Genomic DNA, 19767 nt, shown 5'->3' with positions numbered 1-19767 from the left:
CATGTCCAACATCGTCATCGCCGCCGCCAAACGCACCGCCATCGGGTCCTTCCTGGGCCAGTTCAACGGTGTCCCCACCCCTACCCTGGGCGCCGCCGCGATCGCCGCGGCACTGCAGCAGTCCGGGGTGCCGGCTGCGGATGTCTCCGAAGTGATCATGGGCTGCGTGCTGCCGGCCAACCTCGGCCAGGCGCCGGCCCGCCAGGCGGCCATCGCCGCCGGGATCCCGCTGGCCACCGGCGCGACCACGCTCAACAAGGTGTGCGGCTCGGGCATGAAGGCGATCATGCTCGGCCATGACCTGATCAAGGCCGGCTCGGCCAGCATCGTGGTGGCCGGCGGCATGGAGTCGATGTCCAATGCGCCGCACATGCTCCCCAACTCGCGCACCGGCAACCGCTTCGGCAATTTCCAGGCGGTCGACCACATGGCCCACGACGGCCTGGTCAACGCCTACGACGGCAAGGCCATGGGCGAATTCGCCGAAAGCGCGGTGGAGAAGTACCAGGTCAGCCGCGAGGAGCAGGACGCCTTCGCCATCGAATCGGTGCGCCGCGCGCAGGCTGCGCAGGCCAGCGGGGCGTTCGACGATGAAATCGTCGCGGTGAAGGTGTCCACCCGCAAGGGCGAGGTCGAGTTTGCGCAGGACGAGCAGCCGGGTCGTTCGGACGTCGCCAAGATCCCGACCCTGCGCCCGGCCTTCAAGAAGGACGGCACGGTCACCGCCGCCAGCTCCTCCAGCATCTCCGACGGCGCCGCCGCGGTGGTCCTGCTGGCCGAGGAGGACGCGGCCGCGCGCGGCCTGCAGCCGCTGGCCCGGATCGTGGCCCACGCCACCCATTCGCAGGCGCCGGAGTGGTTCACCACCGCCCCGATCGGCGCGCTGCACAAACTGCTGGAAAAAACCGGCTGGAGCATCGACCAAGTCGACCTGTTCGAGATCAACGAAGCCTTCGCGGTGGTGGCCATGGCCCCGATCCGCGAACTGGGCATCCCGCACGAGAAGGTCAACGTGAATGGCGGCGCCTGCGCATTGGGGCATCCGATCGGGGCTTCGGGCGCGCGGCTGGTGGTCACCCTGGTGAACGCCTTGCGCAAGCGCGGCGGAAAGCGCGGCATCGCTACGCTCTGCATTGGCGGCGGCGAAGCAACGGCCATTGCCATCGAATTGATTTGATTAGATTTAACGCGCATTTCGCAAAAATGAATGCGCGATCGCTTGACAGCCAATCTTGGCTTGTCATCATGTTGCCGGGCGCGCAATAGCGCGTTGCCTAATCTAACGACGAGGATTCACACAAATGAGCATCAACAAGCTGCTGATCGCGATGGCCCTGGGCCTGGCTCTGACCGCCTGCTCCAAGCAGGAACAGGCTGCTGACGCTGCTGCTTCGGCCAACGAAGCTGCCGCCGACGCCCAGGTCGCTGCCGACCAGGCCGCTGCTGCTGGCGCCCAGACCGCCGACGCTGCCCAGGCTGCCGCCGACACCGCCACCACCGCTGCTGACGCTTCGGCCGATGCCGCTGCCCAGGCTGCTGGCGCTGCCACCGACGCTGCTGCCGGCAACGCTGCCGACGCTGCCAAGGCCGGTGAAGCCACCGCCGAGCAGGCCAAGGACGCTGCTGAAGAAGCCAAGAAGTAATCACTTCTTTCTTCAAGCAAGTCTGAAGAAGCCGCTGGTTCGCCAGCGGCTTTTTCTTTGGGCGCGTCGGTCGGACGCGTACCGACCCACGGTCTCTCCCTACGCCATCTGCCCCCAACGGCCTGCCCCGGCCCCCGTTCGTTCAGGCGCGGCGGCGGTGCCCACCGGGTCTTCACGACGGCATGAATACGCTGGCCTCCCCTACGATTCCCGTATTGGAGACCGCCATGACCATCCGTCCGCTGACCACTTCCCTGCTGGCTGCCTCCCTGCTGCTCGGCCTGGCCGCCTGCAAGGGCCCGGAAGCCGAACAGGCCCGCCAGGACGCCGCGCAGGCCGCCGACAGCGCCAACGCCGCTGCGCGCGAGGCGGTCGACCAGGCCGCTGCCTCCACCCGCAATGCCGCCGATGACGCCGCCGCCGCCTCCGAGCGTGCCGCGGCCGATACCCAGCAGGCGCTCGACCGTGCCGCCGCCGCCACGTCGGAAGCTGCCGGCGAGGCCAAGACCGCGGCCAAGGATGCGGGCGCCCACGCCAGCGATGCCACCGCCGATGCCGCGCAGAAGGTGGCCGACAAGGCCCGCGACGTGGCCGATGAGGCCAAGAAAAACGCCGACGAAGCCAAGCACTGAGTCATCGCCGGCGCAGCACCCGAACGCCCCTTCACAGGAAGGGGCGTTTTTTTTTTGGTGTGCCCCGTCCGCGGGAACGTGGCTGGCAGGTCACCGCCGGCGTGCGGGGCGGGACCGGCTCACGGCAGCGCGCGCGTCAGTACCGCGGCGACATCCAGGTCATCCGGCAATGTGCCGAAGGCCATCGCATGGTCACCACCCAGGCGCGAGCGGATGAAGGCCGCTGCATTCGGGCTGTCGGCGCGCAGCAGGACGGCCGCCTGCAACAGCAGCGCCAACTGCTCGGTGACGCGGCGCGCCTGCGCTTCCGCCGGCGTCGCCGCCAGCGTCGCGCGCAGGGCCTGTAGCGCCGCGTCATAGATCGGATCGCGACCGCCGACATTGCCCAGCTCGGCCTCCAGCACCGGCAGCACCTGCGCATCGCGCGACAGCGCGCGCAGCACGTCCAGGCACTGGATGTTGCCACTGCCTTCCCAGATCGAATTCAACGGGGCCTGCCGATACAGCCGCGGCAGTATCGATTCCTCCACGTAGCCCGCACCGCCCAGGCATTCCTGCGCCTCGTTGACGAACACCGCTGCGCGTTTGCACACCCAGTATTTTCCAACCGCGGTGGCGACGCGCGCGAACGCCGCTTCATCCGCATCGGTGCCGGCGCGATCCACCGCGCGCGCCACGCGCAGGGCGAAGGTCGTGGCCGCTTCGGATTCGATCGCCAGGTCGGCCAGCACGTTGGCCATCAGCGCGTGGTCGCACAGGCGTTTGCCGAATGCCTGCCGGTGACGGGTGTGGTGCAGCGCCTGGGCCAGTGCCATGCGCATCTCCGCCGCCGCACCCAGCATGCAATCCAGGCGGGTCATCATCACCATGCCGATGATGGTGGACACCCCGCGCCCTTCCTCGCCGACCAGGCGCGCCCAGGCACCGCACAGCTCCACTTCGCTGGAGGCGTTGGACCAGTCGCCCAGCTTGTCCTTCAGCCGCATCAGCCGGAACGCGTTGCGGTTGCCGTCTTCGAGTCGCCGCGGCATCAGGAAGCAGCTCAGCCCACCGGGCGCCTGCGCGAGCACCAGGAAACCATCGGACATCGGCGCGGAGAAAAACCACTTGTGCCCGATCAGCTGGTAGCTCCCGTCAGCCTGCGGCTCGGCACGGGTGGTGTTGGCGCGCACGTCCGAGCCCCCCTGCTTCTCGGTCATGCCCATGCCCAGGGTGATGCCGTGCTTGTCGGCGATCGGCACGTCGCGCGGATCGTAGTGCGGTGCCGCCGCCTTGTCGGCCCACTCGGCCAACGCCGGGTGCTGGCGCAGCACCGCCACCGCCGCGTGGGTCATGGTCAGCGGGCAACTGGTGCCCGCCTCGGCCTGGTGGTGCAGGTAGCTCAACGCCGCGCGCGCCACGTGCGCGCCCGGGCTGCCGTCGTACCAGGACAGGCCGGCCACGCCGTGGCTCTTGGCCGCGTCCATCAGCCGGTGGTAGGCCGGATGGAATTCCACCGTATCGATGCGATGGCCCTGCGCGTCGTGGGTACGCAGCCGTGGCCGATCGCGGTTGGCATCGAAGCCAAGCTGGTACAGCAGATCACCGGCCAGCCCGCCGTACTGCGCCAGGCGCGCAGCGAACTCGGCGCCTCCTTCGCGCTGCACCGCCGCCACCAGGGCCACGTCATCGGCCCACAGGTTGCGACCGGCGAACGGGGGTGGCTGGTTGAATACCGCGTGGGTGTCGAAGGCGGTCGGTTCGGACGTCATCGCAGCGGCCTCCTGGCCTGGGGTTGAGTCGATTCTGCCGCATTGCCGCGCCACTCGCCGTTCAGGCGGATTCTCACCTCCTGCACGAGCGCGGCGGCACAGTGCAGCGCATGAGCCCGACTTCCACGCACAACGATCTGGTGGTCCTGCGACCAGAAGGCCTGTACTGCCCGGCAGGGGATTTCCACATCGATCCGTGGCGGCCGGTGCCGCGCGCGGTGATCACCCACGGCCACGGCGACCACGCGCGCGGCGGCATGGGGCAGTACTACTGCAGTACGCAGAGCGTGCCGATCCTGCGCTGGCGCCTGGGCGAGGTGCCACTGCAGGCGCACGATTACGGCCATGCGTTCCGGCTGGGCGGGGTGGAGGTGTCGCTGCATTCGGCCGGGCATGTGCTGGGCTCGGCGCAGGTACGCATCGATGATGGCGAGCAGGTCTGGGTCGCCTCCGGCGACTACAAGCGCCAACCCGATCCAACCTGCGCACCGTTCGAGGTGGTGCCCTGCGACGTGTTCATCACCGAGGCCACGTTTGCGCTGCCCATCTATCGCTGGCAGGACACCGCCGAGGTCGCCGCGGACATCGTGGCCTGGCGGCATGAATGCGCCGCGCGCGGCGAGGCGGCGATCCTGCTGTGCTACGCGCTGGGCAAGGCGCAGCGGATCCTGGCCGAGCTGCTGCCGCTGGACGACCAGCCGGCGTGGCTGCACGGTGCCATCGCCAACGGCGTGGCGGTGTACCGGCAGGCCGGCATCCCCATGCTCGAGACCCACACCGTGGCCGAGCAGGGCCGGCAGCCGGATGCCGCCGGCAAGCTGATCCTGGCCCCGCCCTCGGCCGCCGGCACGCCGTGGCTGCGCCGCTTCGGCAAGCACCAGCTCGGCTTTGCGTCGGGCTGGATGCGCCTGCGCGGCAACCGTCGCCGCCGCAATTACGACCGCGGTTTCGTGGTCTCCGACCATGCCGACTGGCCGGCGCTGCTGCAGACCATCGCGCAGACCGGTGCGCGGCGGGTGATCGCCACCCATGGCAACACCGACGCCCTGATCCCCTTCCTGCGCGAGCGCGGCGTGGCCGCCGAAGCCTTCCGGACCGATTTCGGGAGCGAGGAATGAAGGCATTCGCCGCGCTCTACCAGCGCCTGGACCGCAGCACCGCGACACTCGACAAGCGCGCCGCGCTGGTCGCCTACTTCCGCGATGCACGCCCGCACGACGCTGCCTGGGCGCTGTACCTGCTCAGCGGCGGCAAGGTCGGCGGCGCGCGCCGCAAGATCGCCGCCAGCGCCGAACTGCGCGCGTGGATCAGCGAAGAATCCGGCCTGCCTGCATGGTTGGTCAACGACAGCTACGACCAGGTCGGCGATCTCGCCGAGACCCTGACCCTGCTGCTCGATGATCCGCCCGAACGCGGCGTCGACCGGCCCCTGGCCGACTGGATCGAAGCGCACCTGCTGGCCGTGGCCAACCAGGACGATCCGGTACGCCGCGCGGCGGTGGTGGCCGGCTGGCGCCAGCTGCCTGCCGGCGAACGCCTGGTCTTCAACAAGCTGCTGACCGGCGCGCTGCGGGTGGGCGTGTCGCAGCGCGTGGTGCAGCAGGCGCTGGCCGACCTGTCCGGCATCGACATCGCGCGCATCGCCCAGCGCATGCTGGGCGAATGGGTGCCCTCGCCCGGGCTGCTGGCAGCGCTGCTGTCGCCCGAGGAGCGGCCGGAGGACCGGCAGCAACCGTATCCGTTCTTCCTCGCCTCCCCGCTCGAAGTCGAGGTCGAGCGGCTGGGGCCGATCACCGACTGGACCCTGGAATGGAAGTGGGACGGCATCCGCCTGCAGCTGCTGCGCCGCCAGGGAGAAGTGGCCCTGTGGTCGCGCGGCGAGGAGCGCCTGGATGGGCGCTTCCCCGAGATCGAGGCAGCCGCGATGGCACTGCCCGATGGCTGCGTGATCGACGGCGAGCTGCTGGCCTGGCGCGATGGCGACGAGCACCCGCTGCCATTCACCGCGCTGCAGACCCGCATCCAGCGCCGCAAGCCGGGGCCCAAGACCCTGCGCGACACGCCGGTGCGCGTGTTGGCCTACGATCTGCTCGAAGCCGATGGCGAGGACCTGCGCGCGCAGCCGCTGCACGCGCGACGCACGCGGCTGGCGGCGCTGCTGGCGCCACTGGCGGACCCGCGGATCGCGCTGTCGCCCACGGTCGAGGCGAGCGACTGGCCGGCGGCAGCGGCGCAGCGCGTGCTCGCGCGCGAGCGTGGGGTGGAAGGGTTGATGCTCAAGCGCCACGATTCGCCCTACCAGAGTGGTCGGCGACGCGGCGACTGGTGGAAGTGGAAGATCGATCCGCTCACCATCGATGCGGTGATGATCTACGCACAGGCCGGTCACGGCCGGCGCAGCACGCTGTACACCGACTACACCTTCGGGGTGTGGGACGGCGACAGACTGGTGCCGGTGGCCAAGGCCTATTCGGGCCTGGACGACAAGGAAATCCTCGCCCTGGACCGCTGGATACGCGCCAACACCGTGGAGCGCTTCGGGCCGGTGCGCAGCGTGCGCGGCGAGCAGGTGTTCGAACTGGGCTTCGAAGCCGTCAACCGCAGCAGCCGGCACAAGTCGGGCATCGCGGTGCGCTTCCCGCGCATCCTGCGCTGGCGTCAGGACAAGCCGGCCAGCGAAGCAGACACGCTTGCCCAGCTGCAGGCGCTGGCGCGGTGACCCGGCGCGAGGCGATGGCGCGGCTGGCCGCGTGGTTCGACAGCCGCGGCTGGACGCCGCTGCCGTTCCAGAAGGCGATGTGGCGCCACTACCTGGCCGGTGCGTCCGGGCTGCTGCACACGCCCACTGGCAGCGGCAAGACCTTGGCGATGTTTGGCGGGCCGCTGCTGCAGGCCCTGGCCGATCCGCTGCCGGTCGTGCGCACCGGCCGTGCACGCACGCCGGTACCGGCGCTGCAGGTGCTGTGGATCACCCCGCTGCGCGCACTCGCCAGCGACACCGCGCGCGCCCTGCGCGAGCCGCTGGCGGCGCTCGGCCTGGACTGGCAGGTGGGCCTGCGCACCGGCGACGCCAGCGCCCGCGACAAGCGGCTGGCGCGCGAGGGCCGCGTGGACGTGCTGGTGACCACGCCCGAATCGCTGGCGCTGCTGCTCAGCTATCCCGACGGCCTGGCGAAGATGCGCCAGCTGCGCTGCGTGGTGGTCGACGAATGGCACGAACTGCTGGGCAACAAGCGCGGCGTCCTGCTGCAGTTGAACCTGCGCCGGCTGCGCGATGCCCTGCCCGCGCTGCAGCTGTGGGGGCTGTCGGCGACGCTGGGCAACCTGGACCAGGCGCGCGAGGTGCTGCTGCCGGACCTGCCCGATGCACCGCTGGTAGCCGGCGCGCGGCCGCGGCCGGTCAGCGTGGAGACCCTGCTGCCGGCGCATGGCGAACGTTTCCCGTGGGCGGGCCACCTGGGCCTGTCGCAGTTGCAGCGCGTGCTGGAAAAACTGCTGGCCGTCGGCACCAGCCTGCTGTTCACCAACACCCGCGCACACGCCGAGCTGTGGCACCAGGCGCTGTCGGCGGTATGGCCCGAAGACCCGGCCACGCTCGCGCTGCACCATGGGTCGCTGGACCCCGCCCTGCGGCGCGATGCCGAGCAGGGCCTGCGCGAGGGACGGCTGCGCTGCGTGGTGGCCACCTCCAGCCTGGACCTGGGCGTGGACTTCCCGGCCGTGGACCAGGTGCTGCAGATCGGCAGCCCCAAGGGCATCGCGCGGCTGCTGCAGCGCGCCGGCCGCGCCCGCCATCGCCCGGGCGAATCCGGGCACATCGTGTGCGTGCCGTCGCATGCGCTGGAGCTGGTCGAATACGCCGCGGCACGGCGCGCGCTGGCCACCGGGGTGATCGAGGCACGGCATCCCCCGACCTTGTCGCTGGACGTGCTGGCGCAGCACTGCGTGAGCTGCGCGCTTGGTGGTGGCTTCCAGGCCGACGCCCTGTTTGAACAGGTCCGGCGCACGCATGCATTCGCCGCGCTCGATCACGCGCACTGGCAGGCGGTGCTCGACTTCATCGTGCAGGGCGGCCGCGCGCTGGCGCAGTACCCGGACTTCCACAAGGTCGTCCTCGACGACGACGGCGTGTATCGCGTGCACGACCGCCGCGTCGCCCTGCGCCACCGGCTGTCGATCGGCACCATCACCAGCGATGGCAGCGCGGTGGTGCAGTTCCTGCGTGGTGGCCGCCTGGGCGCCGTGGAAGAACAGTTCGTCGGGCGCCTGCGCCCGGGCGACCGCTTCCAGTTCGCCGGCCGCCTGTTGGAGCTGGTGCGCCTGGAGAACCTGACGGCCTACGTGCGCCTGGCCAAGGGCGGCGATGGCCTGGTGCCGCGCTGGCAGGGCGGCCGCCTGCCCTTGTCCGACGCGTTGGGGCATGAAATGGAGGCGGTGTTCGACGCGCCGGCGCCTTCGCCGGAGATGCGCTGGCTGGCACCGTTGCTGGCGCTGCAGTCGCGGCTGTCCGAACTGCCCTCGCCCACGCGGCTGCTGGTGGAAGTGGTGCGCCGGCGCGAGGGCCAGTTCGTGTTCGTGTACCCCTTCGCCGGGCGCCAGGTCAACGAAGGCGTGGCCGCCCTGATGGCGATGCGGCTGACGCGGCTGCAGGCCAACACGATCGGCTACGCGGCCAACGACTACGGTTTCGTGCTGGCACCGGCCCGCGCGGTCGAACTGGACGCACCCGGCGTGCGCGCGCTGCTGGAGCCGGCGCATCTGTTCGAGGACCTGCGCGACAGCCTCAATCTCGGCGAGCTGGCACGGCGCCAGTTCCGCGACATCGCGCGCGTGTCCGGCCTGCTGGTGCCTGCACTGCCCGGCCGCACCCCACGCAGCCTGCGCCAGCTGCAGGCATCCAGCGGGCTGTTGTATGACGTGCTGCGCCAGCACGACCCCGACCACATCCTGCTTGCGCTTGCCGAGCGCGAGGTCCTGCATGCGCAGCTGGACATGACCAGCCTGGCCACCACGCTGCAACGCTGCCAGGCGCGGACATTGAGCCTGCAGGCGCCCACCAGTCTCGGACCGCTGTCGTTCCCGCTGTGGGCGGAACGCCTGCGCGGCCAGCTGAGCAACGAAGACTGGAAAACCCGCGTGCAGCGCGCTGCACGGCAACTGGAGACACGCCATGGCCCCTGAACTGCCGACCACGATCGCCGGGGAGCCGGTGCTGCTGCTCGGCGCGCGTGCGCTCTACTGGCCCGCACGCAAGGCACTGCTGATCGCCGACCTGCACCTGGGCAAGGCCGATGTGTTCCGGCGGGCGGGGATCGGACTGCCCAGCGGCGGAACCGGCGACGATCTGCAGCGCCTGTCGGTGCTGCTGAACCAGCACGCGGTGGCGTCGCTGTGGATCCTGGGCGATGTGCTGCACGGCGTCGCGCATCGCAGCGCGTGGTACCGGCAATGGCAGGGCTGGCGCGAACTGCATGCGGACGTCGAGATCGGCGCGCTCACCGGCAATCACGACCGTGCCCTGCCCAAGGCCGATCTGGGCATCACGCTGCTCGGCGAACGGCTGGAGGCGGGCCCCTTCCTGCTGCGCCACGATCCAGAGCCGCATCCGTCGCTGCACGTGCTGTGCGGACACATCCATCCGTTGGCCAAGCTGCCGGGCATGCAGCGACGCTGGCCGGCGTTCTGGCTGCGCGAGCGCCTGAGCGTGCTGCCGGCATGGTCGCGGTTCACTGCCGGGGTGGCCCCGGTGCTGGCACCGGGCGAGCAGCTGGTGGCGTGCGTGGAAGACCACGCCATCGCCCTGCCCGCCCGCAGCGCATGAGCTACATCGCCGGGACCAGCACGTCCGGCATCAGCCGGATGTCCGGGGTCTGCGGCCGGGGCCGCACCGGTTGCCGCAGGATCTCGCCCATCATCGCGCGTGCCGCGGCGCGGATGCGCGCGTGCTGGTCTGGCGCGGCGTGGGTGATCAGGCTGGTGACGTGGAATTCGAATACATCGTCCATCATGTCGGGCTGATCCTCATGCAGCATCTGCAGTAGTCCGCGCAGTTTGCAGATTTCAGCATCCAGGGCTTCGGCCGGGAACAACATGTCGATCTCCTTCGGGGTGCGATCGGTCCATCGCGGACCGGGGGCGCAGTCGCCGCACGCCACCCTGCGCTTGGCAAGGTGTGGCTCCAGGGCATCCAAAGGGTAGCGGTGGCCTCGCCGGCACGATGGTCGTGGCGGTGGGCGACAGGAGCACACGCGGCTGCGTCTGCCCTTCCCTTGTCGCAGATCCAGGGTGAGTCCACCGTCAATGAATGTTAATCGGCTCTTCACCGACGGCGCAGGCAGGCCGCTGCGGCGGTTACCCGGGCGTGCGCGCCTGGGTGTGCGTGGCCATCGCCTCGATGAAGCCGGGCGACAACCCGAGCTTGCCGAGCCAGCCACGCTGGGTGCCGCTGAGCACGCGCAGCATGTGCCCGCGTCCGCCCGGCAGGTCGCCCAGTGGCTTGAGCAACAGGTCGCGCGCACGCGCGGCCATGTCCCGCTCGGACTGGAACAAGGGCGTCAACCAGCGGCTCCAGAAGTGATAGATCGCCACGTGCGCGCGCCGCTGCGCGGCATAGGCCTGCAGCGCGGCGTCGCGGTTGGAGTGGACGCGCAACGCATCGCGCAACGCCAGCGCGTCGCGCAGGGCCATGTTCGCGCCCTGTCCCAGCTGCGGGCTCATGGCATGCGCGGCATCGCCGGCCAGCACCAGCCGGCCACGGCTCCAGCGCGTCATCACCGCGTCGCGGTAGCCGGCGCGCGCCAGCTGCGCGCCGTCGCCGATGCCGCCCAGCCGCGCGTGCGCCTGCGGCCACAAGGTGGCGATCTCATCGAGCCAGCGCTGCAGGCCGTCACGTTCCCACTGCGCGAACTGGTCACGCGGCAGGCTCCAGAAGAAACTCAACTGCGGCACGTCATTGCCGGGTCGCGTGCCCACCGGCAACAAGCCGATCATCTTGCGCGCCGCCACGTAGCGCTGGCGCAGCTCGTCGGGGTGCGCCCAATCGCCGCCCGGCAGCAGGCACCACAGCGCGCCCCACGGGTATTCGCGATCCAGCCGGGTGCCCTGCACGTGCGTGCGCAGGGCCGAGGCCGAACCGTCGGCGGCGATCACCAGGTCGTACGGCCCATGCCAGTGACCGCGCGCGTCGCGCACGCGCCCCTGGTCGGCATCCACGTCGACGATGCCCGTGCCGGCCTGAAGGTTCTGCGGATGTGTCCATGCATCGGCCAGCAACGCGAACAGCGCGCCACGCTGCATGCCGACCCCATGCAGGCGGGGGTCCAGGCTGGCGTAGCCCATCTCCATCACGGTACGGCCGCACGGAGTGTCGCCATACAGGCGTCGCACCGGCGCGCCGTGTGCGAGCACCTGCGGCAGCAGCCCCATCTGCCACAACACCTCCAGGCCACTGGGCTGCAGCAGGAAGCCGGCACCCACCGGGCCCGGCTCCGCGACGCGTTCGAAAACGTGCACGTCGTGATGATCGCGTGAAAGCAGCACGGCAAGCGCTTGCCCCGCCGTCCCGTAGCCGACGATGGCGATGGTCCGTCGTTGTGTCATGGATGTCCTTATTCGTGATCTACATCACGCGCTGCGCGGGTCAGCGACCGACAGCCTGCGCGGCGACCGCTAAAAAAAACCCCGCCGAAGCGGGGTTTTCAATGCACGGCGCGAAGAATTACTCAGCCGCCGGCACGATGTTCGAGGCTTGGGCGCCCTTCGGGCCCTGGGTCACGTCATACGTGACACGCTGGCCTTCCTGCAGACTGCGGAAGCCCTTGGAGTTGATCGCGGAGAAGTGCGCGAAGACGTCGGCGCTGCCGTCCTCCGGCGAAATAAAGCCAAATCCCTTGGCGTCGTTGAACCACTTGACGGTACCGTTCGGCATGGTGATGCGAGACCTTCTTCAATGAATGGGTGGTGTACGCTCAACCAGCGCACTGGCGGAGTATGCAAAGCTTGCTCCGCAATGACAATCACCCCCGCGCCAATTCGCCGACCAGTTCCGGCAATCCGGCCGAGGCGGCATCCACGTTCGCCAACACCTCGGCCATCGTGATTTCATCGCCATCGCCACAGCCGGCGGCCCAGTTGGCCACGATCGCCAGACACGCGTAGTCCAGCCCCAGCTCACGCGCCAGGCTCGCTTCGGGCATGCCGGTCATGCCGACCAGGTCGCAGCCATCGCGGCGCATCCGCGCGATTTCCGCATTGGTCTCCAACCGCGGCCCCTGGGTGGCGCCGTAACAGCCGCCGTCGTGCAGGCGCACGCCGGTGACCTTGGCCGCGGCCAGCACCTTGCTGCGCAGCATCGGCGTGTACGGATGGCCGAAGTCCACGTGCAGCACCTCGCTGCCGGGTTCTTCACTCAGTGTCGAGATGCGGCCCCAGGTGTAATCGATCAACTGGTCCGGGCAGGCCAGGACGCGCGGGCCGAACTGGTCGGTGATGCCGCCCACCGTATTGAGCGCGAGCACCCGCGTGGCGCCGATCTGCTGCAGCGCAGCGAGGTTGGCGCGGTAGTTGATCTTGTGCGGCGGCAGCGAATGGCCCTCGCCATGGCGGGCGAGGAACGCCACGCGCTGGCCGAGCAGCGTGCCGACCCGGATCGGGCCGGACGGGGTGCCGTAACGCGTTTCCACCTGGTGGCTGCTGACATCGTCGAGCTGGGCCAGCTTGTACACGCCGGTGCCGCCAATGACGGCCAGTGCAATGTGTTCCATCATTCCTTCATCGCGTAGATGGCCGGCACGCAGCGCAGGGTCTCGTTGACGTCCATGCCGAACCCGAACACGTAGCGGTCCGGCAGTTCGATGCCGGCGTAGTCGGCTTTCACGTCCGGCAGCGCGCGGTCGTGCTTCTTCACCGTGAGTGCGGCGATGCGCACGTCGGTGGCGCCCTGCTCCAGGCACCAGGTGCGCACGCCCTGCAGCGTGTAGCCTTCGTCGAGGATGTCGTCGACCAGCAGCACGCGGCGGCCGAACAGCGCGGTGGCCGGCTTGTGCTTCCAGACCAGGTCGCCGCCGGTGGTTTCACCGCGGTAGCGGGTGGCGTGCAGGTAATCGAACTGCACGTCCTGGCCGCGTGCGCCCAGTTCCAGCGCGAGCTGGCCGGCGAACGGCAGCGCGCCGTGCATGATCGACAGGAACAGCGGCACTTCGCCCTTGTAGTCGCGCGCGATGGCGTCGGCGATGCCGGCGATGGCCGTGTCGATGGTGGGGCGGTCGACCAGCAGGTCGGCCTTGGCCAGGGCCTGGGAAATGGTGAGGTTGGGCATCAGACGGTTCTTCCAAGGGTGTCAAGCAAACGGGATTGGGTGGCGCCGTGGCGGGCATCGGCCAGCAGGCCATCCCAGCCAAGCGCGCCGCGGCCGATCAGGCCCAGCAGCGCGGCGGTATTGAGGGTGCGCGGTTCGACCGCGCGCAGCGATTCTTCGACCAGTTCGGGGTGGCAGACCAGCACCACGTCGCAGCCGGCATCCAGGTGCGCATCCACGCGCGCCTTCACGCCGCCGGCGGAGAACGAGGCCGCCATGCCGATGTCATCGGAGAACACCACGCCGCCGAAGCCCATCTCCCCGCGCAGGATCTGCTGGATCCAGCGCGGCGAGTAGCCGGCCGGCTCCGGGGCCACCTGCGGGTAGACCACGTGGGCCATCATCACCGCATCGGCGCCGGCATCGATGCCGGCGGCGAACGGCACCAGGTCCAGCGCGCGCAGCTCGTCCAGCGAGCGCGGGTCGGAGGCATCGTTGAAATGGGTGTCTTCGCGCACCGTGCCATGGCCGGGGAAGTGCTTGAGGGTGGCGGCCATGCCTACGCTGTGCATGCCGCGCACGTAGGCGGCGGTGAACGCCGCCACCACCTGCGGATCGGCGCTGAAGGCGCGATCGCCGATGGCCAGGTTGCCGCGGCCGAGGTCGACCACCGGGGCGAAGCTCAGGTCCACGCCACTGGCGCGCACCTCGCTGGCCATCAGCCAGGCGTGCTGCTCGGCCAGGGCCAGCGCCGCCTCAGGATCCTGCCGGTACAGCGCATCGAAGCCGTGCAGCGGCGGCAGCGCGCTGTAGCCATCGCGGAAGCGCTGCACCCGCCCCCCTTCCTGGTCCACGCAGATCAACTGCGGGCGCGGTGCGGCGGCGCGGATCGCGGCCGACAGCTCGGCCACCTGCTGGCGCGAGGCGAAATTGCGCTTGAACAGGATCACCCCGGCCACGGCGTCGTGCTGCAGCCACGCGCGTTCCTGGGCGGTGAGTTCGGTCCCGGCGACGCCGATCACGAGCATGGTCGATCTCCAATACGGGGCGCCGTGATGGCGCACCGCCGCATTGTCGCAGAACGCACACGCGCTAGGCCACGGCTGCGGCCCTGGGCGCATTCACTCAGGCGCAACCGTCCACGTCGCAGCGATCGCCACCGGCGGGCCCGGCAGGCTGGGCCGTTTCGGCGGCAATCTGGCGCAGCGCCTGGGCAAACGCTTCCGGCGGCTGGGCGCCCTGGAGCGCGTAACGGTCGTTGACCACGAAGGTCGGCACCGACTGGATGCCCAACGCCTGGGCCCGGGCGAGCTGGGCGTCGATCTCCTCCCGACCCTCCTCGCCGGCCAGCAGCGCAGTGACCCGCTCGGCCGGGATCCCCCCGGCGGCGGCGGCCTCGATCAGGGTCTGCGGCTCGGCCAGGTTGCGGCCATGGACGAAATGGGCCCGGAACAGCGCCTCGCCGACGGCCGCCTGCACGCCTTCACGCCCGGCCAACCACATCAGCCGATGCGCGGGCAGCGTGGTCACCCGCACCTGGCCCTGGTCGAAGTCCATTGGCAGGCCTTCGGCACGCGCGGTGGCCTGGGTCTGGGTAAGGATCTGCGCGGTGCGCTCGGCACTGCCGAACTTGGCCTGGTACGCCTCGCGCAGCGGCACCGGGGTGGTGCCCGCGTCCGGGTCGAGCAGGAACGGACGCCAGGTCACCTCGACCTGCGGCGCCTCGTCGCCGAGCAGGGCCAGGCCCTGCTCGAAACGCTGCTTGCCGATCCAGCACCAGGGGCACACCACGTCGGACCAGATTTCGATTTTCATGCCACCACACTGTGGGCCGCCCTGGCCGAATGCAAGGCGGGGCTCAGCCGCGTTCAGCGGCCGACCAGCGCGCGAACGGGTGCGCGGCCAGGGCCAGGTTGTAGTAGCGGACCTGGTCGGTGACTTCGGCACCCGCCCAGTCCGGCAGGTCGATGGCCTGGTCGGCGTGGTCCAGTTCGACTTCGGCCACCACCAGACCGGCGTTGTCGCCGAGGAATTCGTCCACTTCCCAGACCAGCCCGGCGTGGTGAACCAGGTGCCGGCGCTTGTCGATCAGCCCGCCCACGCACAGCGCCAGCAGCGCGCGCGCATCCTCGACGGGAATCGGGTAGTCGAACTCCTGCCGGGTGTGGCCGATCTCGCGCGACTTCAGGTTGAGGAAGGCCTGCTCGCCCTGGATGCGCACGCGCACCGAGGCCTTCTGCGCGCCACTGTCCAGCGCGGCGGTGTCGTTGATGTAGCCCTGCGCCATCGGGATCACCGCGTGCGCGGCAGTGCGCCAGCCATCGCCGGTGACCCGGTATTTGCGTTCGATTTCAATGCCCATGCGCGCATTATGGCGCGCGCGGCCTACACTGCGCGCCCTTTCCAACGAGCCGGTCCCCCGATGCCACGCTGCCCCCGTTTCCCGCCGCTGGCCGCCCTGCCGATGCTGCTGATGGCGCTGCCCGCCGCGCAGGCCGCTGGCATGCCCGATCCGACCGTGGCCCAGGCCCAGGCTGCGATGGACCGTCTGTTCGAGGAGGCCATCGCCGAGCGCCCGGAGAGCCCCACCCGTCGCCTGATCGCCGACGCGTTCCGCCCGCGCCTGCTGGCCCTGTCCGGCTGCCTGCCGGCCGCCGATGCGGCAGTGCCGAGCGTGGACTGCATCGGCTCGGCCCAGGCCGGGCCGGAGGTGGTGCATCGCCTGCTGCGTTTCAGTCGCGTGGGCGAGGCATGGGAACTGCAGTACGCGCAGCGTGCGTTGCCGGTGCCGGTGCCGCCGCTGGCGCGGGTACAGGTGCTGCTGCGCGAACGCTTCGCGGCCCGCCTGGCACGCGAGCAGGATGCGGGCACGCGCCAGGACCTGGCGCTGGCGATGCGCGAGGCCGAGGTGTTCGGCGTGCAGGACTGCGCGGTCGGCGATGACGCGCCGGTGATCGAGTGCGATGTCAGCGCCGGTGCCGGCGGCGAACGCGGCCACCAGACCATGGCGTTCGCCTGGCGGGACGGCCACTGGGTGAACGCGCCGGCGCAGTGAGGCGCCGGGTGGGCCGAGCGCCGATGCGCGGCATCGGCGGCTCGAGCGCAGGCGCGGCTCAGCGCTTTTCGAACACCGCGATGCTTTCCACGTGGGCGGTGTGCGGGAACATGTCCATCGCACCGGCGCTGACCAGGGTGAAGCCCTGCTCGTTGACCAGGTAGCCGGCATCGCGCGCCAGCGAGCCCGGGTGGCAGCTCACGTACACGATGCGCTTGAACTGCTTCAGCGGCAGCTGCTGCAGCACCTCGATGGCGCCCGACCGCGGCGGATCCAGCAGCAGCTTGTCGAAGCCCTGGCGCATCCACGGGGTCTGGCGCTGGTCCTGGGTGAGGTCGGCGGCAAAGAACTGCGCGTTGTCCAGGCCGTTGCGCGCCGCGTTTTCCTTGGCGCGCGCCACCAGCCCGGCCTCGCCCTCCACGCCGACCACTTCGCGCACGGTACGCGCCAGCGGCAGGGTGAAGTTGCCCAGCCCGCAGAACAGGTCGAGCACGCGCTCGTCCGGGCCGGCGTCGAGCAGGTCCAGCGCCAGCGCGATCATCTTCACGTTGAGCGAGGCGTTGACCTGGATGAAGTCCAGCGGGCGGAACGCCAGCTCCACGTCCCACGGGGCCAGCTTGAACGACAGGGGCACCTCGGCCGGCCACAGGGGCTGCACCGATTCCACGCCGCCGGGCTGCAGCGAAATGGCAAAGCCATGTTCCTGCCCGAAGGCGGTCCATGCGGCGCGGTCGGCGTCGCTGAGCGGCTGCATGTGGCGGATGGTCAGCATGATCGCGTCATCGCCGGCGATGAACTCGATCTGCGGGATATCGCGCTTGCCGTCCAGGGTCTCGATGAAGGTCGCCATGGCGCCCACCTTGCTGCCGATCTCCGGGATCACGGTCAGGCACTGCGACAGGTCGGCCACGAAGCGCGGGTCCTGCTCGCGGAAGCCGACCAGGGTCTTGTCCTTCTTTTCCACCCGACGCACCGAGAACCGCCCCTTGCGGCGGTAACCCCAGCTCTCGCCGACCAGCGGCGGCAACACCGTGCCGGGGCTGACGTGGCCGATCCGGGTCAGGTTGTCCATCAGCACGCGCTGTTTGGCCACGATCTGCTGGGACTCCTCCAGGTGCTGCAGCACGCAGCCGGCGCAGACGCCGAAATGCGGGCACCGGGGGGTCACCCGCTGCGCCGACGGCTGCAGCACCTCCAGGGTGCGCGCCTCGTCGAAGTGGCGGTTGCGGGCAGTCGGTTCGGCGGTCACCACTTCGCCCGGCAGCGCGCCGGTGATGAAGGTGACCTTGCTACCCTCGCCGTCGCGGCGGGCCACGCCACGGCCATCGTGGCTGAGGTCGAGGATGTCGGTCTGGAAGGGGGTACGGTCGAGGCGGGAGCGGGATCGGGCCACGTGGCAACAGGCTGCGGGCAAAAAGGGTGCGTATTGTCGCAGATACGTGGCTCGGACTGCCGCCAACCCGGTTGGAACCGCTTGCAGCGGGCGTCGGCATGTTTAATATGGTGCATAGCTGACATGGAGGCAGCCCCAATGCAGATGACCCCGCGGGATCCCATGCCCCGATTCCTGCTCGTCGAGGACGACACCATCAGTCGCGGCTTCTTCAAGGCCGCGCTGGAGACCCTGCCCGCCGAGGTGGATACCGCCGATTCGCTGGCGTCGGCGATGGACCGCGCACGCAGCGGCCAGCACGACCTGTGGCTGATCGACGTGAACCTGCCTGACGGCAACGGCACCCAGTTGCTGGAGCAGCTGCGCCGCTCGCGGCCGGACACCCCGGCGCTGGCGCATACCGCCGACGGCGATACCAGCATGCACGCGCGCCTGCGCGATGCCGGCTTCAGCGAAACGCTGGTCAAGCCGCTCACCGGCGAACAACTGCTCAAGGCGGTGCGTCGGGCGCTGGTCAACAGCCCCGGCAGCGCCCCGTCCCCCATCGGCGGCAGCGCCGAAGGCGAACGCCAGGACTGGGACGAGATCACCGCCCTGGCGGCCCTGAATGGCCAGCGCCATCACCTGATCGCCCTGCGCGAGCTGTTCCTGGCCGAGTTGCCCGGGGTCCGCGACGCGGTCGCACAGGCCTTGCTGCAAGAGGACGTGCGTGCGCTGCACGGGCAGTTGCACCGGCTCCAGGCCAGTTGCGGCTTCGTCGGTGCGGCGCGGCTGGCCCGGGCGGTGCGACAGCTGCACCAGGCGCCGCAGTCCAGCGGGGCGCATACCCAGTTCCGTGCGGCGGTGGAATCATTGTTGCATTGAGGACGAGGGTGAGGCCGAGGCAGCCGGGCATGGCCCGGCTCTACCGGGACTGCACGTAGCCGGGCATGGGCTGGCTCTACCGGGATCGCACGTAGCCGGGCATGGCCCGGCTCTACCGGGACTGCACTTGGCCGGGCATGGCCCCGCTCTACCGGGACTGCACGTAGCCGGGCATGGCCCGGCTCTACCGGGAACGCACTTGGCCCGGCATGGGCTGGCTCTACCGGGATCGCACGTAGCCGGGCATGGCCCGGCTCTACCGGGACTGCACTTGGCCGGGCATGGGCTGGCTCTACCGGGACCGCACGTAGCCGGGCGTGGCCCGGCTCTACCGGGCCGCGATGGCGTGCCCTTTCCGCCCGGTCAGCGGCGGCGCGACAGGTCCTCGAGCATTTCCCACGACTTCAGGCCGCGCCCGCCCAGGTGGTGCAGCAGCACCGCGCGCATGCTCCGGCGCAGGCTGGCCAGGTCGTCGGCCCCCGGCAGGCGATCCTCGGCCAGGGCCAGCAAGGCGCTGCCGGTCGCCGTGCCCCGGCGCGGGTCGGCCCCCCGCTCGCTGAGCAGGCGGCGCGGCCCCTCCTGCGGATCCAGTTCGTAGCGGGCGGCCGGGTCGACCGGCTCGCCATCGCTGCCATGGGCCAGGTCGAAGCCAACGCCGAGGACGTCGAGCAGGTCGCGCTCGAACCGGCGCAGGGTCCAGGCCAGCGGCTCACCGTCGCGCAGCCGTTGCCGCACCAGGCCGTAGTGGTCGTAAAGCTCGGGCAGCGGATCCTGGCGGGGCGCCAGCCGCATGATCAGTTCACTGATGTAGAAGCCGGCCAGCATGGCATCGCCACCGAGCCGCGGCGCGGCATCGAGTGCCTCGGCGCCGCGCAACTGGGCCAGTTCACCGCGTTGCACGGCGCTGAAACGGATCCACTGCAGCGGTTGCAGGGCCGCGCGCAGCGCCTGGCTGCGCGGGCTGCTGACGCCACGCGCGAGCAGCCCGAGCCGGCCGTGCTGCTCGGTCAGGACTTCCACCAGCAGGCTGGTCTCCCGCCAGGCCCTGGCATGCAGCACGAAAGCGGGTTCGTCGTCGATGCGCATGGCTCAGCCGTCCACGGCAGGCAGGTGGCAGGCCGGCGGCCGTCGGTG

20 protein-coding genes are annotated in these 19767 nt (G+C 70.3%); 9 read left to right on the top strand and 11 right to left on the bottom strand.

Going from position 1 to position 19767, the window contains the following annotated elements; genetic code table 11:
- Position 1 precedes the first annotated feature (1 nt).
- The 3 genes from AC06FD_RS01990 (at position 2) to AC06FD_RS01980 (ending at position 2275) form a co-directional block, all read left to right on the top strand.
- Positions 2 to 1177 carry a thiolase family protein gene (locus tag AC06FD_RS01990; RefSeq protein WP_259206033.1) on the top strand — a complete coding sequence of 392 codons (1176 nt, stop codon included), beginning with the start codon at positions 2 to 4 and terminating at the stop codon, positions 1175 to 1177.
- A 124-nt stretch (positions 1178 to 1301) separates the two neighbouring features.
- Positions 1302 to 1643, top strand: coding sequence for a hypothetical protein (locus tag AC06FD_RS01985; protein WP_259206034.1), 342 nt, complete (start codon positions 1302 to 1304; stop codon positions 1641 to 1643).
- A gap of 227 nt (positions 1644 to 1870) precedes the next feature.
- Positions 1871 to 2275, top strand: coding sequence for a hypothetical protein (locus tag AC06FD_RS01980; protein ID WP_259206035.1), 405 nt, complete (start codon positions 1871 to 1873; stop codon positions 2273 to 2275).
- A 119-nt stretch (positions 2276 to 2394) separates the two neighbouring features.
- Here AC06FD_RS01980 and AC06FD_RS01975 read toward each other — a convergent pair whose 3' ends face one another.
- A complete protein-coding gene (locus tag AC06FD_RS01975; protein ID WP_394160951.1) occupies positions 2395 to 4026 on the bottom strand; it encodes an isovaleryl-CoA dehydrogenase in 1632 nt (543 codons plus the stop codon).
- A gap of 110 nt (positions 4027 to 4136) precedes the next feature.
- Between AC06FD_RS01975 and AC06FD_RS01970 the strand changes: the two genes are divergently transcribed.
- Genes AC06FD_RS01970 through pdeM form a run of 4 tightly spaced genes read left to right on the top strand, consistent with a single transcriptional unit; the run spans position 4137 to position 9847 of the window.
- Positions 4137 to 5144, top strand: a complete 1008-nt coding sequence (locus AC06FD_RS01970; RefSeq protein WP_259206041.1) for a ligase-associated DNA damage response exonuclease — start codon at positions 4137 to 4139, stop codon at positions 5142 to 5144.
- Positions 5141 to 6745 (top strand): ATP-dependent DNA ligase, encoded by a 1605-nt coding sequence (locus AC06FD_RS01965; RefSeq protein ID WP_478076859.1) that lies wholly within the window; start codon positions 5141 to 5143, stop codon positions 6743 to 6745. Before AC06FD_RS01970 ends, AC06FD_RS01965 begins: the two co-directional genes overlap by 4 nt.
- 14 nt (positions 6746 to 6759) lie before the next feature.
- Complete coding sequence (locus tag AC06FD_RS01960; protein WP_478077357.1) at positions 6760 to 9207, top strand: ligase-associated DNA damage response DEXH box helicase; 2448 nt, start codon at positions 6760 to 6762, stop codon at positions 9205 to 9207.
- Positions 9197 to 9847 carry a ligase-associated DNA damage response endonuclease PdeM gene (gene pdeM, locus AC06FD_RS01955; protein ID WP_259206047.1) on the top strand — a complete coding sequence of 217 codons (651 nt, stop codon included), beginning with the start codon at positions 9197 to 9199 and terminating at the stop codon, positions 9845 to 9847. Before AC06FD_RS01960 ends, pdeM begins: the two co-directional genes overlap by 11 nt.
- A 1-nt stretch (position 9848) precedes the next feature.
- On the opposite strand, the gene AC06FD_RS01950 is transcribed toward pdeM, so the two are convergent.
- The 8 genes from AC06FD_RS01950 to AC06FD_RS01915 form a co-directional block, all read right to left on the bottom strand.
- Positions 9849 to 10118 carry a hypothetical protein gene (locus tag AC06FD_RS01950; protein ID WP_394160959.1) on the bottom strand — a complete coding sequence of 90 codons (270 nt, stop codon included), beginning with the start codon at positions 10116 to 10118 and terminating at the stop codon, positions 9849 to 9851.
- A gap of 259 nt (positions 10119 to 10377) precedes the next feature.
- Positions 10378 to 11625, bottom strand: a complete 1248-nt coding sequence (locus tag AC06FD_RS01945; protein ID WP_478076858.1) for an FAD-dependent oxidoreductase — start codon at positions 11623 to 11625, stop codon at positions 10378 to 10380.
- A gap of 118 nt (positions 11626 to 11743) precedes the next feature.
- The gene (gene cspE / locus AC06FD_RS01940) at positions 11744 to 11953 is read right to left on the bottom strand and encodes a transcription antiterminator/RNA stability regulator CspE (RefSeq protein ID WP_259206060.1); all 210 of its coding nucleotides are present in this window, start codon (positions 11951 to 11953) and stop codon (positions 11744 to 11746) included.
- Between the two features lie 88 nt (positions 11954 to 12041).
- Positions 12042 to 12788: an S-methyl-5'-thioinosine phosphorylase gene (locus AC06FD_RS01935; protein ID WP_259206061.1), complete on the bottom strand. Its 747-nt coding sequence runs from the start codon at positions 12786 to 12788 to the stop codon at positions 12042 to 12044.
- The gene (locus AC06FD_RS01930; protein WP_259206064.1) at positions 12788 to 13342 is read right to left on the bottom strand and encodes a hypoxanthine-guanine phosphoribosyltransferase; all 555 of its coding nucleotides are present in this window, start codon (positions 13340 to 13342) and stop codon (positions 12788 to 12790) included. Before AC06FD_RS01930 ends, AC06FD_RS01935 begins: the two co-directional genes overlap by 1 nt.
- The gene (nagZ, locus tag AC06FD_RS01925; protein ID WP_259206067.1) at positions 13342 to 14349 is read right to left on the bottom strand and encodes a beta-N-acetylhexosaminidase; all 1008 of its coding nucleotides are present in this window, start codon (positions 14347 to 14349) and stop codon (positions 13342 to 13344) included. The genes AC06FD_RS01930 and nagZ overlap by 1 nt, the downstream gene beginning before the upstream one ends.
- A 97-nt stretch (positions 14350 to 14446) precedes the next feature.
- A complete protein-coding gene (locus tag AC06FD_RS01920; protein ID WP_478076857.1) occupies positions 14447 to 15136 on the bottom strand; it encodes a DsbA family oxidoreductase in 690 nt (229 codons plus the stop codon).
- Positions 15137 to 15179: 43 nt separating this feature from the next.
- Positions 15180 to 15683 carry a CYTH domain-containing protein gene (locus tag AC06FD_RS01915; RefSeq protein ID WP_259206071.1) on the bottom strand — a complete coding sequence of 168 codons (504 nt, stop codon included), beginning with the start codon at positions 15681 to 15683 and terminating at the stop codon, positions 15180 to 15182.
- A 60-nt stretch (positions 15684 to 15743) separates the two neighbouring features.
- Between AC06FD_RS01915 and AC06FD_RS01910 the strand changes: the two genes are divergently transcribed.
- Positions 15744 to 16376 carry a hypothetical protein gene (locus tag AC06FD_RS01910; RefSeq protein WP_478076856.1) on the top strand — a complete coding sequence of 211 codons (633 nt, stop codon included), beginning with the start codon at positions 15744 to 15746 and terminating at the stop codon, positions 16374 to 16376.
- Between the two features lie 58 nt (positions 16377 to 16434).
- On the opposite strand, the gene rlmD is transcribed toward AC06FD_RS01910, so the two are convergent.
- On the bottom strand, positions 16435 to 17769 hold the full coding sequence (rlmD, locus tag AC06FD_RS01905; protein WP_394160969.1) for a 23S rRNA (uracil(1939)-C(5))-methyltransferase RlmD: 1335 nt from the start codon (positions 17767 to 17769) through the stop codon (positions 16435 to 16437).
- A gap of 138 nt (positions 17770 to 17907) precedes the next feature.
- Between rlmD and AC06FD_RS01900 the strand changes: the two genes are divergently transcribed.
- Positions 17908 to 18633 (top strand): response regulator, encoded by a 726-nt coding sequence (locus AC06FD_RS01900; RefSeq protein ID WP_259206084.1) that lies wholly within the window; start codon positions 17908 to 17910, stop codon positions 18631 to 18633.
- 363 nt (positions 18634 to 18996) lie between these two features.
- Here the strand turns inward: AC06FD_RS01900 and recO are convergent, their stop codons facing one another.
- Positions 18997 to 19719 carry a DNA repair protein RecO gene (recO, locus tag AC06FD_RS01895; RefSeq protein ID WP_259206087.1) on the bottom strand — a complete coding sequence of 241 codons (723 nt, stop codon included), beginning with the start codon at positions 19717 to 19719 and terminating at the stop codon, positions 18997 to 18999.
- Positions 19720 to 19767 lie beyond the last annotated feature (48 nt).

The sequence above is a fragment of the Stenotrophomonas sp. Steno-Z1 genome (assembly GCF_056393175.1).
The sequence above is the reverse complement of the archived record's forward strand: the minus strand, read 5'-3'. Positions and strand labels throughout refer to the sequence as shown.